The 15040-nt window shown below is 48.1% G+C and carries 13 protein-coding genes; 9 read left to right on the top strand and 4 right to left on the bottom strand.

Translation table 11 applies throughout. The features are described from left to right. The first annotated feature begins 79 nt into the window (after positions 1-79). The gene (locus ACTHSW_RS06060) at positions 80-1066 is read left to right on the top strand and encodes a malate dehydrogenase (protein ID WP_440373793.1); all 987 of its coding nucleotides are present in this window, start codon (positions 80-82) and stop codon (positions 1064-1066) included. Positions 1067-1141: 75 nt separating this feature from the next. Here the strand turns inward: ACTHSW_RS06060 and ACTHSW_RS06055 are convergent, their stop codons facing one another. Beyond that, positions 1142-1354, bottom strand: a complete 213-nt coding sequence (locus ACTHSW_RS06055; RefSeq protein WP_159068520.1) for a hypothetical protein — start codon at positions 1352-1354, stop codon at positions 1142-1144. 399 nt (positions 1355-1753) lie between these two features. Continuing rightward, a complete protein-coding gene (locus ACTHSW_RS06050) occupies positions 1754-3190 on the bottom strand; it encodes an NAD-dependent succinate-semialdehyde dehydrogenase (protein WP_107810365.1) in 1437 nt (478 codons plus the stop codon). A 330-nt stretch (positions 3191-3520) separates the two neighbouring features. On the opposite strand from ACTHSW_RS06050, the gene dnaG reads away from it, so the two are divergent. Both dnaG and rpoD read left to right on the top strand, forming a co-directional pair. After that, the gene (dnaG, locus tag ACTHSW_RS06045) at positions 3521-5293 is read left to right on the top strand and encodes a DNA primase (protein ID WP_107810886.1); all 1773 of its coding nucleotides are present in this window, start codon (positions 3521-3523) and stop codon (positions 5291-5293) included. Positions 5294-5487: 194 nt separating this feature from the next. Then, complete coding sequence (gene rpoD, locus ACTHSW_RS06040) at positions 5488-7440, top strand: RNA polymerase sigma factor RpoD (RefSeq protein WP_107810887.1); 1953 nt, start codon at positions 5488-5490, stop codon at positions 7438-7440. 113 nt (positions 7441-7553) lie between these two features. Here rpoD and ACTHSW_RS06035 read toward each other — a convergent pair whose 3' ends face one another. Further along, positions 7554-8906: a polynucleotide adenylyltransferase PcnB gene (locus ACTHSW_RS06035; RefSeq protein ID WP_440373792.1), complete on the bottom strand. Its 1353-nt coding sequence runs from the start codon at positions 8904-8906 to the stop codon at positions 7554-7556. A 216-nt stretch (positions 8907-9122) separates the two neighbouring features. On the opposite strand from ACTHSW_RS06035, the gene ACTHSW_RS06030 reads away from it, so the two are divergent. The 5 genes from ACTHSW_RS06030 to ACTHSW_RS06010 all read left to right on the top strand — a co-directional run bounded on the left by ACTHSW_RS06030 (position 9123) and on the right by ACTHSW_RS06010 (position 11754). Then, on the top strand, positions 9123-9308 hold the full coding sequence (locus ACTHSW_RS06030) for a DUF3460 family protein (protein ID WP_070461836.1): 186 nt from the start codon (positions 9123-9125) through the stop codon (positions 9306-9308). Between the two features lie 11 nt (positions 9309-9319). Next, a complete protein-coding gene (locus ACTHSW_RS06025) occupies positions 9320-9988 on the top strand; it encodes a class I SAM-dependent methyltransferase (RefSeq protein WP_070461834.1) in 669 nt (222 codons plus the stop codon). 14 nt (positions 9989-10002) lie between these two features. Then, positions 10003-10758 carry a tetratricopeptide repeat protein gene (locus tag ACTHSW_RS06020; RefSeq protein WP_070461832.1) on the top strand — a complete coding sequence of 252 codons (756 nt, stop codon included), beginning with the start codon at positions 10003-10005 and terminating at the stop codon, positions 10756-10758. Positions 10759-10838: 80 nt separating this feature from the next. After that, positions 10839-11324 (top strand): 5-(carboxyamino)imidazole ribonucleotide mutase, encoded by a 486-nt coding sequence (gene purE, locus ACTHSW_RS06015; RefSeq protein ID WP_003686478.1) that lies wholly within the window; start codon positions 10839-10841, stop codon positions 11322-11324. Positions 11325-11421: 97 nt separating this feature from the next. Further along, positions 11422-11754 carry a hypothetical protein gene (locus ACTHSW_RS06010; RefSeq protein ID WP_070461830.1) on the top strand — a complete coding sequence of 111 codons (333 nt, stop codon included), beginning with the start codon at positions 11422-11424 and terminating at the stop codon, positions 11752-11754. 83 nt (positions 11755-11837) lie between these two features. Here ACTHSW_RS06010 and ACTHSW_RS06005 read toward each other — a convergent pair whose 3' ends face one another. Continuing rightward, the gene (locus ACTHSW_RS06005) at positions 11838-13631 is read right to left on the bottom strand and encodes a 2-isopropylmalate synthase (RefSeq protein ID WP_107769023.1); all 1794 of its coding nucleotides are present in this window, start codon (positions 13629-13631) and stop codon (positions 11838-11840) included. Between the two features lie 226 nt (positions 13632-13857). Between ACTHSW_RS06005 and ACTHSW_RS06000 the strand changes: the two genes are divergently transcribed. Then, positions 13858-14973, top strand: a complete 1116-nt coding sequence (locus tag ACTHSW_RS06000; RefSeq protein WP_107769022.1) for a methyltransferase — start codon at positions 13858-13860, stop codon at positions 14971-14973. Positions 14974-15040 lie beyond the last annotated feature (67 nt).

Genomic DNA, 15040 nt, shown 5'->3' with positions numbered 1-15040 from the left:
CGGCCTTCCTACATCATTCGCCACATAATACTGCTATAATCCGAAAATCAAGTAAAACAACGACTTCAAAAGGAAAAATATGACCCTCAAGCCACCCGTCCGAATCGCCGTTACCGGCGCGGCAGGCCAAATCGCCTATGCCACCCTTTTCCGTATCGCCGGCGGCATCATGCTAGGACGCGACCAACCCGTTATCCTGCAGCTGCTCGACCTGCCGCAGGCACAACAGGCATTGCGCGGCGTGATTATGGAAATGCAGGATTGCGCCTTCCCGCTCCTTGCCGACATCTTCGCCACAGACGACCCCGAAGTCGCCTTCAAAGATGCCGACATTGCCCTCTTGATTGGAGCGCGCCCGCGTACCCAAGGCATGGAGCGCGCCGACTTGCTGCACGCCAATGGCGAAATTTTCAAAGTACAAGGCGCGGCGTTGAACAAAGTTGCCAATCGCAACGTTAAAGTCCTCGTCGTCGGCAATCCGGCCAATACCAACGCCTACATCGCCATGAAATCCGCCCCCGACATCCCGCCAGAAAATTTCACCGCACTGATGCGTCTCGACCACCACCGTGCCGTTAGCCAAATTGCCGAAAAAATCGACCGCCCGATTACTTCCATCGAGCAAATGTGCGTCTGGGGCAACCATAGCCCGACCATGTACGCCGACTACCGCTACGCCACCAGCAACGGCGAGTCCGTCCAAGACATGATTACCGAACCCGACTGGAACACCGAAGTTTTCATGCCGAAAATCGCCGGACTCGGTGCCGCCATTATTGCCGCACGCGGTTCATCATCCGCAGCTTCCGCCGCCAATGCCGCCATCTACCACCTGCGCGACTGGTTGCTCGGCAGCAGTGGTAAATGGATAACCATGGGCGTTCCATCAGATGGCTCTTACGGCATTCCCGAAGGTTTGATTTTCGGCTTCCCCGTCATTTGCGACGAAGGCAGCTACCGCATCGTCCAGGGCTTGGATTTGTCGGACGAATTCAGCCAAAAACGTATTGCCGCCACACTGGCCGAATTAGAAGAAGAACGTTCAGCCATCCAGGATCTACTCTAAAACAAAGGCCGTCTGAAAACGAAATTTCAGACGGCCTAAATAATTAAATGCCCGTTCTACAATCATTTTTAAAAGCTAGAATGGCACTCTTTGTCCTTGTTTATCTTTAAGATGCCATTGACCTGCCGGTGTACAACCGCCGCCACTACCGCCGACAGCATAATGATCACAATTCGGATCAAGACGTTTTCCTTGAGAATATGAGCCATTTGTCAAACCATCTCCATCAAATGAACTGCATGCGCCGGTGAAAGCTACGCAAAACAGGATTAAAAATTTCTTCAACATTCACATCACCTTTTTTATAAAAGTCACACCCAAAAATTGTACCCTGAATAAAGTTTCTACGCTATCGATATGAGCCACACTGTGCAAGCAAAAAGAACTAATCTTACCTTGCTCACTGTTGTATTGCCGCCGATATATGTACCAAAATTTCCGTTGCCATCACTCAAAGAAAAACTACTGCCAGAAATTTGGAATACACATCTAATGCAATTAAAAACATATAAAATAGTTATCAAACTAATTTTATAAACATGTGACAAATTTTTTGCAACTTTGTTTCTTATGGTTTTGCTTCTTTATAAAGCTCGTCCTCATAATATGAAAATTACCCAATACCTTTTCTGCATTTAAAAAAGGCCGTCTGAAAACCAAATTTCAGACGGCCTTTACTGTGCAGCTTTATTCCGCTACATCAATGCACAAATATTTCAATTCCAAATATTCATCCGCACCATATTTGCTGCCTTCACGTCCCAAACCGCTGCGTTTTACGCCGCCAAATGGTGCCACTTCATTACTGATTAAGCCCGTATTGATACCGACCATGCCGTATTCCAAGGCTTCGCCGACGCGCCATTGACGGGCGACGTCGGAGGTGAAAAGGTAAGCTGCCAAACCGTATTCCGTATTGTTCGCAGCCTCGATGACTTCGGCTTCGGTTTCAAAACGGAACACGGGACACAAAGGCCCGAAGGTTTCTTCGCGAGCTACCGCCATTTGCGCCGTAACGCCGCTTAAAACGGTAGGCTCAAAAAACGTTCTGCCCAATGCGCTGCGTTTGCCGCCGGTCAGGCAACTTGCTCCTTTAGCCAATGCGTCGGCGATGTGCTGCTCAACTTTTTCTACCGCTTTTTCCTCAATCAACGGCCCTTGGTTTACGCCATCTTCCAAGCCGTTGCCCAATTTAAGCGCCGCCACTTTTTCACTCAATTTGCGGCAAAATTCGTCGTAAATGCCGGATTGAGCGTAAACGCGGTTGGTGCAGACGCAGGTCTGACCGCTGTTACGGAACTTGCTGGCCAGCGCGCCTTCGACGGCTTTGTCCAAATCGGCATCGTCAAACACGATAAACGGCGCATTACCGCCCAGCTCCAAACTGAGTTTTTTAATGTCTGCCGCGCTGTCGGCAAAAATTTTCGCACCTACTTCGGTTGAGCCGGTAAAGCTGATTTTGCGTACAGTCGGGTTCGTAGCAAATTCATGGCTGATTTCCGAAGCGCTACCACTGACAACAGGCAACAAATCCTGCGGCATACCTGATTCATAAGCCAGCACGGCCAACGCATACGCACTCAAAGGCGTGAGCGATGCAGGTTTGACAATCATCGCACAGCCCACTGCCAAAGCAGGTGCAGCCTTGCGCGCAATCATCGCAGACGGGAAGTTCCACGGCGTAATCGCAGCAGTAACGCCGACGGGTTGTTTCAATACAACCAGTTTTTGCGACGCTTTCACACTCGTCAGCACATCACCGTCAATCCGCCGAGCCTCTTCCGCAAACCAGCGCACAAACGAAGCCGCATAATCAATCTCGCCACGCGCCTCAGTCAGACTTTTGCCCTGCTCCATCGTCATGATACGCGCCAGTTCTTCTTTGTTTTCTTTAATTAAAAAATACCAACGCCACAACACATCGGCGCGCTCCAACGCAGTTTTTGCCGCCCATAATTTTTGTGCCGCCTCCGCCTTTTGAATCAAAAGCTTCAGGCCGTCTGAATCAGTCTTACGGACAAACGCCAAAGCCTCACCTGTTGCAGGGTTATCAACTTTAATGGCATTTGGAATCGGAGAAAAGGAAATATCGGGATGGTTGAGCAAACGGGCAAAATCTTTCATGAGAAACGACCTTTCTAAAACCGAGGATATACGTTCATTATCATATTCATACCATCAAAGTGCAACTAAATCAAAAAATAAACCAACATCAAAGGCCGTCTGAATATCTTACAGACGGCCTTTGCTTTAACGACATCATATCTATCTTAAATAACGAATGAAATACGATGATTAATACTCTACCTCAAAAGGATAAGACACATGTATTACAACAATTTGCTATAATACAAAACTCATTTCAACACTCATCCAAAATTCCATTCTCAGACGGCCTTTGTCTGTTTATAAGGCCGTCTGAAATATTTTCCGTCCATCCTCTTCTGCCGAGCCATGATTCCATCTGATTTCATTGATGAGCTTTTGTCCAAAGTCGATATTGTCGATATTATCGACGAACAGGTTCCGCTGAAGAAAGGTGGGGCGAACTATATGGCCTGCTGTCCGTTTCACAAGGAAAAGACGCCGTCGTTTTCGGTCAGCCCGACCAAGCAGTTTTACCATTGTTTCAGTTGCGGGGCTCATGGTTCGGCGATTGGATTTGTGATGGAACATCAGGGGCTGTCGTTTCCGGAGGCAGTGCAGTTTTTGGCTGATCGCGTCGGCATGACGGTACCTAAAGTTCGTGGGCAGGAAGACAACCCCGAAATCCGTGCCGAACGTAAGAAAAAACAGCAGACTTTGGAAGAAACGACAGCAGCGGCAGCGGATTTTTATGCGCAACAGTTGAAATTCAATCCGGCGGCGAAGGCTTATTTGGACAAGCGCGGCTTGAGTGCGGAAGTTATTGCGCATTATGGCTTGGGCTATGCACCCGACGGCTGGCAACCTTTGGCGCAAGTATTCCAACCCTATCCTAATACTGCGTTGGTGGATACGGGCATGGTCATCGACAACGAAGGCAAACATTACGACCGCTTTCGCCATCGGATTATGTTCCCTATCCGTAATCCGCGTGGGCAGGTAATCGGCTTTGGCGGCCGCGTATTGGACGACTCCAAACCCAAATACCTGAACTCTCCCGATACGCCTTTGTTCGATAAAGGGAAAAACCTTTACGGACTATATGAAGGGCGTGCTGCCGTAAAAGAGGCAGGACGGATTTTGGTGGTCGAAGGCTACATGGACGTGGTTGCATTGGCGCAGTTCGGCGTCGGCTACGGCGTAGCGGCTTTAGGTACGGCAACCACGGCGGAACACGTCAAAATCCTGATGCGTCAGGCCGACAGTATTTATTTTTGTTTTGATGGCGACAGCGCGGGACGTAAAGCGGCTTGGCGCGCGCTGGAAAATGCGTTGCCGCAATTAAAAGACGATAAATCACTGCATTTTCTATTCCTACCCGAAGAACACGACCCTGACAGTTACATCCGCGCCTACGGCAAGACTCAATTTGAAGATGCCTTGTTAAACCAAAGCAAGCCCCTATCGGAATACTTTTGGGAACATCTTTCAGACGGCCTCAACCTCAATACGCAAGAAGGCAAAGCAGAATTGATCAAAACCAGTTCTCCGCTCTTGGCTCAGATTACCGCGCCGGCATTGGGCTATCTTCTGAAACAAAAACTCAGCGAGCTCGTAGGCATTGACCCGGACAACCTCGCCCAATTACTCGGACAAGAAGCGCCAAAACGGCACGTCAAACAAAAAAGTTACAAACTGCCGCCTATTTCTGTCAAACAGCCAACCATGCTGACGCTGGTTCAAAGACAGATACGCAGCCTCTTGATAAATCCGGCTTGGGCTTCATATATAGACCTGCCCGATTATCTTGCTTTAAGCGGCGATTTTGCCTGCCTTGCCAATTTGGCCGAAACCATCAAGCATCACGATACAACTCCTGCAACTGCACAAGTGCTTGAATATATGCGCGGTTCACCCTATGAGGAAACCGTCAATCAAATCTTTTTATCGACCCTTCACTCTGAAGAAATGGAAGGGGATAACGAGGAAGATTGCGAAAGTTTCCAAATCGGCATGAAAAAGTTGTTAAATGAATTAAAATACAGTCAAATCGAAACTTTAAAGCAAAAAAGTATTCAAACTGGTTTGACCGAAAATGAAAAAAGACTTTTGCTGTCGCTTTTGACGGCAAAGCAAAACTAACCCCTCAGGCCGTCTGAACAATCTAAACACACGCTGCGAAACATGACACGCAGAACACTCCATCTGTAATATTTTCAGACGGCCTCAGAGTATTAAAGTGAAATCTGATTTCACAACAAAAAGCTCTGCTCCGCCTTCAGGTACGGCTACATCACCGTAAACCGTCGGCATCCTATCAACCTAGAGAGCAATTCATGTCTAAAAATCAAAACTACGAAGAATACCAAGACCAAGATGACAACCGTCCCTTGAGTATCGAAGAGCAGCGCGCCCGTCTGCGTCAACTCATTATTATGGGTAAAGAACGCGGCTACATCACTTATTCCGAAATTAACGACGCGCTGCCCGACGATATGTCTGATGCCGAACAAATCGACAACATCGTCAGCATGATTTCCGGCTTGGGCATCCAAGTAACCGAGCAAGCCCCCGATGCTGAAGACATCCTCTTGAGCGACAACGCCGCCGCCATGACCGACGATGATGCCGTTGAAGAAGCCGAAGCAGCACTCTCCAGTGCAGATTCAGAATTTGGCCGCACTACCGACCCTGTGCGTATGTATATGCGTGAAATGGGGCAAGTCGATCTGTTGACGCGTGAAGACGAAATCATCATCGCCAAAAAAATCGAAAATGCACTGAAAAACATGGTGCAGGCAATCTCCGCCTGCCCAGGCTCAATTGCCGAAATTCTGGCGTTGATCGAGCAAGTCCGCAACGACGAAATCCGTGTGGATGAGGTGGTTGAAGCCATCATCGACCCTAATGAAGTCTTGTTGAACGAATTGGGCTTAGGTCATTTGGAAAATGCCAAGCCTGATGATGTAGAAGACGAAGCCGATAGCAACGATGAAGATGCCGACGAGGAAGATGAAGACGATTCAGGTAGCGACTCTGAAGCTATATCCGCCGCCCATTTAGCCGAACTGAAGCAAAAAGTTTTAGAACACTTCGCCTTTATCGAGAGCGAATACGGCAAAATGATCAAGCAGTTGGAAAAACACGGCAGCCAACACGCCAACTACCTGAAACACCGCGATGCCATTGCCAACAAACTGTTAGAAGTCCGTTTTGCCACACGTCAAATCGAAAACCTAAGCAGTAACCTGCGCAGCCGCGTTGAAAACATCCGCAAACTCGAGCGTGAAATCCGCGATATCTGTATCGACCGCGTCCGCATGGAACGCGACTACTTCATCAAAAACTTCCTGCCCGCCATTACTGATTTGAAATGGGTAGAAGAAGAAGTAGCCAAAGGCCGTGTATGGGCAAACGCGTTGGATCGTTTCCGCCACGCCATCCTCGAAAAACAAACCGAGTTGGCAAATATGGAAGCCGAAACCCGCATTTCCATCGAAGAGTTGAAAGAAATCAACAAAAACATGGTGCTGAGCGAGAAAGAAACCTCAGCCGCCAAACAGGAAATGATTCAGGCCAACTTGCGTTTGGTTATTTCTATTGCCAAAAAATACACCAACCGCGGCTTGCAGTTCCTTGATTTGATTCAAGAAGGCAATATCGGTCTGATGAAAGCGGTAGACAAATTCGAATACCGCCGCGGCTACAAGTTCTCTACTTATGCCACATGGTGGATCCGTCAAGCGATTACCCGTTCCATCGCCGACCAAGCGCGTACCATCCGTATTCCGGTTCACATGATTGAAACCATCAACAAAATGAACCGTATCTCGCGCCAATACCTGCAAGAAACCGGTGAAGAGCCTGATTCCGCCAAACTGGCCGAGCTAATGGAAATGCCGGAAGACAAAATCCGCAAAATCATGAAAATCGCCAAAGAGCCGATTTCCATGGAAACACCGATTGGCGATGACGATGATTCGCACTTGGGCGACTTCATCGAGGATGCCAACAACGTTGCTCCGGCAGAAGCTGCGATGTACACCAGCCTGCACGAAGTAACCAAAGAAATCCTCGAAAGCCTGACACCGCGCGAAGCCAAAGTTTTGCGTATGCGTTTCGGTATCGATATGAATACCGACCACACTTTGGAAGAAGTCGGCAAACAATTTGACGTAACTCGTGAACGTATCCGTCAAATCGAAGCCAAGGCCCTGCGCAAGCTACGCCACCCGACCCGCAGCGACCGCCTCCGCAGCTTCCTCGACAGCGAAGAAAACAAATCGTAAAAGCAAACCGCAGGTTGAAAGACCTGCGGTTTTTTTGAAATACGAAGGCCGTCTGAAAACCAAATCTCAAAAGATTTAATGGTTTCAGACGGCCTCAAACTTATTTTGATAATTTATTCAGCCTCAGTGGTTTTCTTTTTTGGACGGCGGCGGCGACGTTTGAGTTTGCCATCGGTTGATCCACTTTGTTTCTGACGTTTGTGATCATTGGCAACAGTCATTTGCTGGCGTGTTTCCTCATCGGCATGTTGGAAAGTTGTCCACCAAGAAGCCATCTCTTTATCAACCTCGCCAACCTCGCTACGCAAAATCAGGAAATCATAAGCGGCTCGGAAACGTGTTTGCGATAGCAGGCGATACGGGCGTGCGCCGCGCATATTGTCAAATTGCGGCTGAAATTGCCAGACTTCACGCATGGTTGCAGAAAATCGTTGCGGTACACCCCAACCCTTCTCTACTGTGTCACGCATGGTGTTCATCGCATCCATCAATGCAGGGACAGTTTTTTGTCCATGGCTTAGATTGCGTTGCCAAATAGCGTTCAGTGTCGGCCACAATACTGCCGCCAATACGAAACCGACGGAAACGGACTTATCCGCACGGATACGCTCGTCGGTATTTTTCAAGGCCAACATAATCATACGGTTTTCAGCCGCTTCGGCAGTTTTCAAGGCATCTAAAAGCGGATGGATGCCTTCGGGAATACCCAACTCGTTTAGCCTTTTCAAACAGGCACGAGAATAACCGGAAAACAGAATTTTCAGAATTTCGTCAAAAAGACGAGCAACAGGCTCATTTTTCAGACGGCCTGCATATTCTGCAATTGGCAAAGCCGTTTGCTCTTCCACTTCAAAGCCCAACTTGCCCGACAAACGGACGGCACGAAGAATACGGACTGGGTCTTCCTGATAGCGTTCGGCAGGATCGCCTATCATCACCAATTTTTTATCAGCAACATCAGCCACACCCTGATGGAAGTCCCAAATCTCCTCTTTAATCGGGTCGTAATACAGCGCATTGCAAGTAAAGTCGCGGCGCATGGCATCTTCTTCAATACTGCCGTAAGTATTGTCCTTCATAATACGGCCTTGCGCATTTTGCTGAACCTTATCGCCACCGCGGAACGTCGTCACTTCAATGGTTTCAGGGCCGATCATCACATGAACGATTTGGAAGCGGCGGCCGATAATGCGGCTGCGGCGGAATACTTTGCGGATTTGCTCCGGCGTGGCATCGGTTGCGATATCAAAGTCTTTGGGCTCGACCCCGAGTAACAAATCCCGAACGGCCCCACCTACAACATAAGCCTGAAAACCGGCTTCATGCAGGCGTTTAGCAATTTTCTCAGCGGCAAAGCTCAACATATCCGCATGGATACCATGTTGCTCAAGTGAGATAATTTCCTTTTCGGGCAACGACTTGACGTGTTTTTTAGGCAACACTTTATGCAGCCATTTTTTTAACATAAGCAGCTCTTTTCACAATAAAAAAGGCCGTCTGAAACTTGTCCGGCTTAAGCCTTTGCACAATATCCTGCCGTAGAAAGAACAAAACATTGAGCAAAGGCTTCAGACAGCCTAAAAAAGACGTGCCATTATACCTTATGGAAGTTCGATTAATTAGCGTATTGACAAAAAATATCGGCTATAATGACGGTCTGACAACGATTCAGGCAAGACATCATGTACCACTACAAATCCGAAGCTACCCAATTCCTCGACAAACTCATGGAAGACAATCCCGAAATGGAAGCGCAACGCCTCGAAAACCGCCATTTGCTGTGGGATGTTACCCTCAATCCGGCCGAACAGGCTGAATTTGAAGCGGCCAAAGTCAACAAAAAACCTTACACCTATTATCAAGACTAACCCATATCGGTATGACGACCAACACCCACAATACCGATCCGGCGTTACAGCAGTACCTCAACAGCATCGGTCAATCTGAACATCCCGTTTTGACCGCATTGCGCGAGCGCACCCAATCACATCGTCTGGGAAAGATGGCCATCGCACAAGAGCAGGCAGCCATGTTGGTGTGGTTGGCCAAATTATTGAATGCCAAAAAATATTTGGAAGTTGGTGTCTTTACCGGTTACAGCAGCACCGCCATGGCACTTACCCTCCCCGAGGACGGCAAAATCACGGCTTGCGACATCAATGTAACCTTTACCGATATTGCCCGCGAAACATGGCAGGCAGCAGGCATAGCGCATAAAATCTCGCTTCATCTGCAACCGGCTTTGCTGACTTTGGACGATTTGATTGTGCAAGGCGAATCGGAAAGCTATGACTTGGCGCTTATCGATGCCGACAAACCGCCTACGCCGAAATATTTTGAACGCTGTTTACAACTGGTACGGAGTGGCGGCGTAATTGCCATCGACAATATCTTATTGGGCGGGCGCGTCATGAATGAAGCTGGCGAAAATGATCCACCCAGCTTGGATATCCTGCGCCATTTCAACCAAAATCTGCCGCACGATACACGCATTATTCCCATTACCCTGCCTATCGGCGACGGTTTGACACTGCTGCTAAAAAAATAAAACGACACAATCCGATGAAAACATTATCACATTCCCTGTTTCTTTTGCCGCTTACTCTATTGGCCGCATCATGCGCCGTTTCCCATCCTCCCCAACCTGCCGACAATCCCAACTTTGTCCTGCCGGATATTCCGCGCGAGCCTTTGCATGAAAAAAGTATCCCCTATCCACGCTTAGATGCACAAACCCAGATTGACCACTTAGGTATACAAATTGCCCGACTGGAACGCACGGTTGAAGAATTAAATCAACGCTTGCACACATTGGAACAACAACGAACCATCAAGCGTCCGACTACTTCGGCTTCCAACCCCAAAGCCCAGCGATTAGACGACCGCAAGCTGAAAATGAACTATTTGGCCAATGGCGGCGGCGTGCCGTCTGAAACAGACTCAGCCGCACAAAACGAACTGCGCCTTTATAATCAGGCACAAAAATACTACCAGCGCAACAACTTCTCTGCCGCAGTAGCCATTTTGAAAGAGGCAGACGGCGGCAACGGCAGCGAAATTGCCCGCCGCAATATGTACCTGCTTCTGCAAAGCCAACAACGTCTGGGCAACTGCGAATCCGTTATCGAAATCGGCAACCGCTACGCCAACCGATTCCGCAACAGCCCGCAAGCTCCCGATGCCATGTACAGCATCGGCCAATGCCAATACAAACTGCAACAAAAAGACATCGCCCGCAGCACATGGCGCAAACTGATACAAAGCTTCCCCAACAGCGAAGCGGCAAAACGCGCTTCCATCAGTCTCAAACAAAGATAAACGTTCAGACGGCCTTGTCATCCCCAAGGCCGTCTGAATATTTTTTTACCCTTAATCCATTCAAGCAAAAGGAACTCCTCATGATCCAAGTCGGCATTATTATGGGCAGCAACAGCGATTGGCCGGTGATGCAGCAGGCAGCACAATTTCTCAAAGAATTCGGCGTTGAATACGAAGCGCGTGTCGTCTCTGCACACCGTACGCCTGATTTGATGTTTGAATACGCCGAAACCGCACGCGAACGCGGCATCAAAGCCATCATTGCCGGCGCAGGCGGCGCAGCGCATTTGCCAGGCATGGTTGCAGCCAAAACCACGGTGCCCGTCTTGGGTGTTCCCGTGCCCAGCAAATATCTGCGCGGCGAAGACTCCCTGCTTTCGATTGTACAAATGCCCAAAGGCGTTCCTGTTGCCACATTTGCCATTGGCGAAGCAGGCGCGGCCAATGCAGCGCTGTTTGCTATTTCACTTTTGGCCAATGAAAATCCTGAATTGGCTGAAAAATTGGCGGCTTTCCGTGCCAAACAAGAACAAACCGTTCTAGCCATGGAATTGCCTGAAGCATAAGGAACAAAGGCCGTCTGAAAGTTGTAAAGAGAAACTTTGATTTTGTTTTACGATTGTTCAGACGGCCTTTTTTCTTTTATCAAATTGAATTAATGCCATGAAAATCCTAGCATTCGTCCTACTCTCCACCCTGCTTTGTTCCTGTCAAAGCCCAAGCACTCCTACTCAATTAACTGCTATTCCATCTCAGCAACAAACCCAAGATACAACCGGCAACCTGATTATCTTCTATGATGCCCAAACTGGTTCTGCGCCATTGCTAAAAGCAGTGAAAACCTCTGGTGCAACTTTGGTTTACGAATACAAAAACCTGAACGGCATTGCTATTCGTCCGGCTTCCAAGACCAATATTGAAGATGCCATTGCCTATTTCAAAAAAGTAAACGGCGTATTGTCTGTTGAACAAGACCGACTGCTTAAACTTCAATAAACAAACTATTTTTTGACCAAATAAAAAAGGCCGTCTGAAACGCATCACTACGATTTCAGACGGCCTTTACTTTTTTCAATAAATCAAATCATGCCGCTGCCTTGTGCTTTAGGCTTGGCTTGACCGAATTCCAATTTGCTCAGTGCAGACAGATAAGCCTTGGCAGTCGCCACCAACACATCGGTATCTGCGCCTTGACCGTTAACCACACGATCGCCACGCTGCAGGCGGACTGAAGTTTCGCCTTGGCTTTCTGTACCTTGCGTCACCGCATTGACAGAGTAAATCTGCAAAGTTGCGCCACTTTGTGCTACGCTTTCAATGGCTTTGAAGATGGCATCAACAGGGCCTGAGCCGCTAGCGGAAGCGTGTTTTTCTTCACCGCGAATACTGAACACAATATCGGCGCGCGGTTCTTCGCCGGTTTCAGTGCTGATTTTTTGGGAAATGAATTTGTAGCTTTCGGTATTCATATTGCCCATTTCGTCAGACACCAAAGCGTGCAGGTCTTCATCAAAGATTTCGCGTTTCTTATCCGCCAGCTCTTTGAAGCGTGCAAATGCCGCATTCAACGCTTCTTCACTTTCCAATTCGATACCCAAATCTGCCAGCTTGGTTTTGAAAGCATTACGGCCGGAGAGTTTACCCAAAGTCAGGCGGTTGGTTGACCAGCCGACTGATTCGGCAGTCATGATTTCATAGGTTTCAGGGTGTTTCAACACGCCGTCTTGATGGATGCCTGATTCGTGCGCAAAGGCGTTTGCGCCGACTACTGCTTTGTTTGGCTGAATCGGATAGCCGGTGATAGTAGATACTAGTTTGGATACCGGTACGATTTGCGTGGTATCGATGCCGGTTTCCAAGCCAAACAAATCATGGCGCACTTTCAACGCCATCACGATTTCTTCAAGGCTGGCATTACCCGCACGTTCGCCCAAGCCGTTGATGGTACATTCCACCTGACGCACACCTGCCTGAACAGCAGCCAATGAGTTAGCAACCGCCATACCCAAGTCATTATGGCAGTGGGTCGACCAAACTACTTTGTCGCCGTTGGGCACGCTTTTGATGATGTTACTGATACGCTCGTACCATACGGAAGGGATGGAGTAGCCGACAGTATCGGGTATATTGATGGTGGTTGCGCCTGCCTCGATAACCGCCGTAAAGATTTTGGCAAGGAAGTCCAAATCCGAACGCACTGCGTCTTCGGCAGAAAATTCCACATCGTCAGTGTATTCTTTGGCAATTTTTACCGCTTTGACCGCCGCATCAATGACCTGCTGCGGCTTCATTTTCAGTTTGTGCTCCATGTGGATGGGGCTGGTGGCGATAAAAGTGTGAATACGTTTATTCGGAGCAGGGGAAACAGCTTCGCCTGCTTTGCGCACATCGTTTTCAACGGCACGCGCCAATGAGCAAACTGTAGATTTAGTAATAATTTTGGCAATCGCATTAACCGATTCAAAATCGCCCGGACTGGCTGCTGCAAAACCTGCCTCAATCACATCGACACCCATCTTTTCCAACTGGCGGGCAATACGGATTTTCTCCTCTTTGGTCATGGATGCGCCGGGGGACTGCTCACCGTCGCGCATGGTAGTGTCGAAAATAATTACACGATTGGTTTGTGTCATTTCTGTTCTCTCCAGAGATTCGTTTTTTTGTAAAAAAGCATTCAAATCAAGCGGTCTGCCTTGCGCTTCCGCCAAAGCGGTCAGTTTTTGCAACTGAGCCAAAGGCAGGGAACCGCGTGTACGCCATTTGTAGATAGCCGCTGTGGTCGCAGCATTTTCCGGGTCGTGCTGTTTCAGGGCTTCGGCCAGCGCGTTTACACCGCCAAAATAGGCAACCAAACGGTCAATGTCTAATTGCATGATATTCCTTGTCCAAATCTGATTAAGATTATTATGTTCTAGTTTTGCATTATACTCATTTTAGACAAAACGACAATCTATTTTTATCAAGATATTGGTTTAAATTTTAAAATTTGAGAAATTTTTATACATTCTGTCTAATTCAGACTATTAAAAGCCCATCTCAAACCGAACCTATCCTAAATATAGTAAACTAATCCCCTATTTCCCCGATTTGAAACACATTATGCCCCATACCATCCCTACCAACCGCTCCGACATCGAATGGCGCAACGAAAGTACACAAAAGCCACTCAAGCAGGCGGTTTACATACAAGAAGCAGGTGCAACAGAAATCTTAAAAAATGCCCACGCGCAAACTGCAACTGTTTGGACTGGCGATTTTCACAATGCCAAGCAAGTCTTATCTGCAATGAAAAAACGTATCCGCAGGCCGTCTGAAAAAAAGAAAGGCGCACCTGCCGATATTCAGACAGCCTTTCATGCCCACCGTATGAAACAGGCGCAACAAAGTCGTTTGCTCAATATGCTTGCCGTTGAAATCCAACCGAATTTTCAACTGGATAATGCACGTGCACCCGACATCTACGCCGCCCTGTGCGATGTTTACGACACACCAAACGACAAACCGTTTCTCTTGCCGCTGAATCAATTACTGGGCTTTATCGGTGCGCACGAGTGGCACAAAAAAGGTATAGATATTCCGCAGCTAGACGGAAAAATCCATGTTCCTTTCGGCGTATTCTCTCCACTGCGTGGCGAATATTTGGATTTAATCGCCCAAGCGCCACTCGCTCCCAATATTCAGACGGCCTTTGACATCGGCACCGGCTCAGGTGTTATTGCCGCAATTTTGGCCAAGCGAGGCATACCCGACATCATTGCCACGGACACCAACCCAAAAGCAATAGCCTGCGCCACAGCAAACCTTGAGCGTCTAAGCCTAGATAAAGCTGTCAGCATCCAATCGATTGATTTATTTCCCGAAACTTGCGCCGACCTTATCGTCTGCAATCCGCCTTGGCTGCCGGCAAAACCGACCTCCGCTATTGAGACTGCACTTTACGACCCAAACAATGCCATGTTGACAGCCTTCATTAACGGCGTACGTCATCACTTAAATCCAAACGGCGAAGCTTGGCTGATTATTTCAGATTTGGCAGAACACTTGCATTTGCGTGATAAAGACTTTCTAAACCAATGCTTTCAGACGGCCTCACTCAATGTAGTCGATATTTTGAAAACCAAACCGCAACACAAAAAAGCAATAGATGAATCCGATCCTTTGGCGTTTGCCAGAAACAAGGAAACTACTTATCTATACCGTTTGAAAGCGATATAAAATCAAGGCCGTCTGAACATTCAGACGGCCTTTAAGCATTTCCACAAAAGAAAACGGCATATCGTAA

Origin of the sequence: Neisseria sp. P0008.S004 (genome assembly GCF_051962755.1) — a bacterium.
GTDB lineage: Bacteria > Pseudomonadota > Gammaproteobacteria > Burkholderiales > Neisseriaceae > Neisseria > Neisseria subflava_A.
The sequence above is the reverse complement of the archived record's forward strand: the minus strand, read 5'-3'. Positions and strand labels throughout refer to the sequence as shown.

Coding starts and splice junctions, on each gene's coding strand:
- rpoD (WP_107810887.1), top strand. CDS start 5,488: ATGTCTAAAAATCAAAACTACGAAGAATACCAAGACCAAGATGACAAC.
- ACTHSW_RS06050 (WP_107810365.1), bottom strand. CDS start 3,190: ATGAAAGATTTTGCCCGTTTGCTCAACCATCCCGATATTTCCTTTTCT.
- dnaG (WP_107810886.1), top strand. CDS start 3,521: ATGATTCCATCTGATTTCATTGATGAGCTTTTGTCCAAAGTCGATATT.
- purE (WP_003686478.1), top strand. CDS start 10,839: ATGATCCAAGTCGGCATTATTATGGGCAGCAACAGCGATTGGCCGGTG.
- ACTHSW_RS06030 (WP_070461836.1), top strand. CDS start 9,123: ATGTACCACTACAAATCCGAAGCTACCCAATTCCTCGACAAACTCATG.
- ACTHSW_RS06035 (WP_440373792.1), bottom strand. CDS start 8,906: ATGTTAAAAAAATGGCTGCATAAAGTGTTGCCTAAAAAACACGTCAAG.
- ACTHSW_RS06055 (WP_159068520.1), bottom strand. CDS start 1,354: ATGTTGAAGAAATTTTTAATCCTGTTTTGCGTAGCTTTCACCGGCGCA.
- ACTHSW_RS06025 (WP_070461834.1), top strand. CDS start 9,320: ATGACGACCAACACCCACAATACCGATCCGGCGTTACAGCAGTACCTC.
- ACTHSW_RS06020 (WP_070461832.1), top strand. CDS start 10,003: ATGAAAACATTATCACATTCCCTGTTTCTTTTGCCGCTTACTCTATTG.
- ACTHSW_RS06005 (WP_107769023.1), bottom strand. CDS start 13,631: ATGCAATTAGACATTGACCGTTTGGTTGCCTATTTTGGCGGTGTAAAC.
- ACTHSW_RS06060 (WP_440373793.1), top strand. CDS start 80: ATGACCCTCAAGCCACCCGTCCGAATCGCCGTTACCGGCGCGGCAGGC.
- ACTHSW_RS06000 (WP_107769022.1), top strand. CDS start 13,858: ATGCCCCATACCATCCCTACCAACCGCTCCGACATCGAATGGCGCAAC.
- ACTHSW_RS06010 (WP_070461830.1), top strand. CDS start 11,422: ATGAAAATCCTAGCATTCGTCCTACTCTCCACCCTGCTTTGTTCCTGT.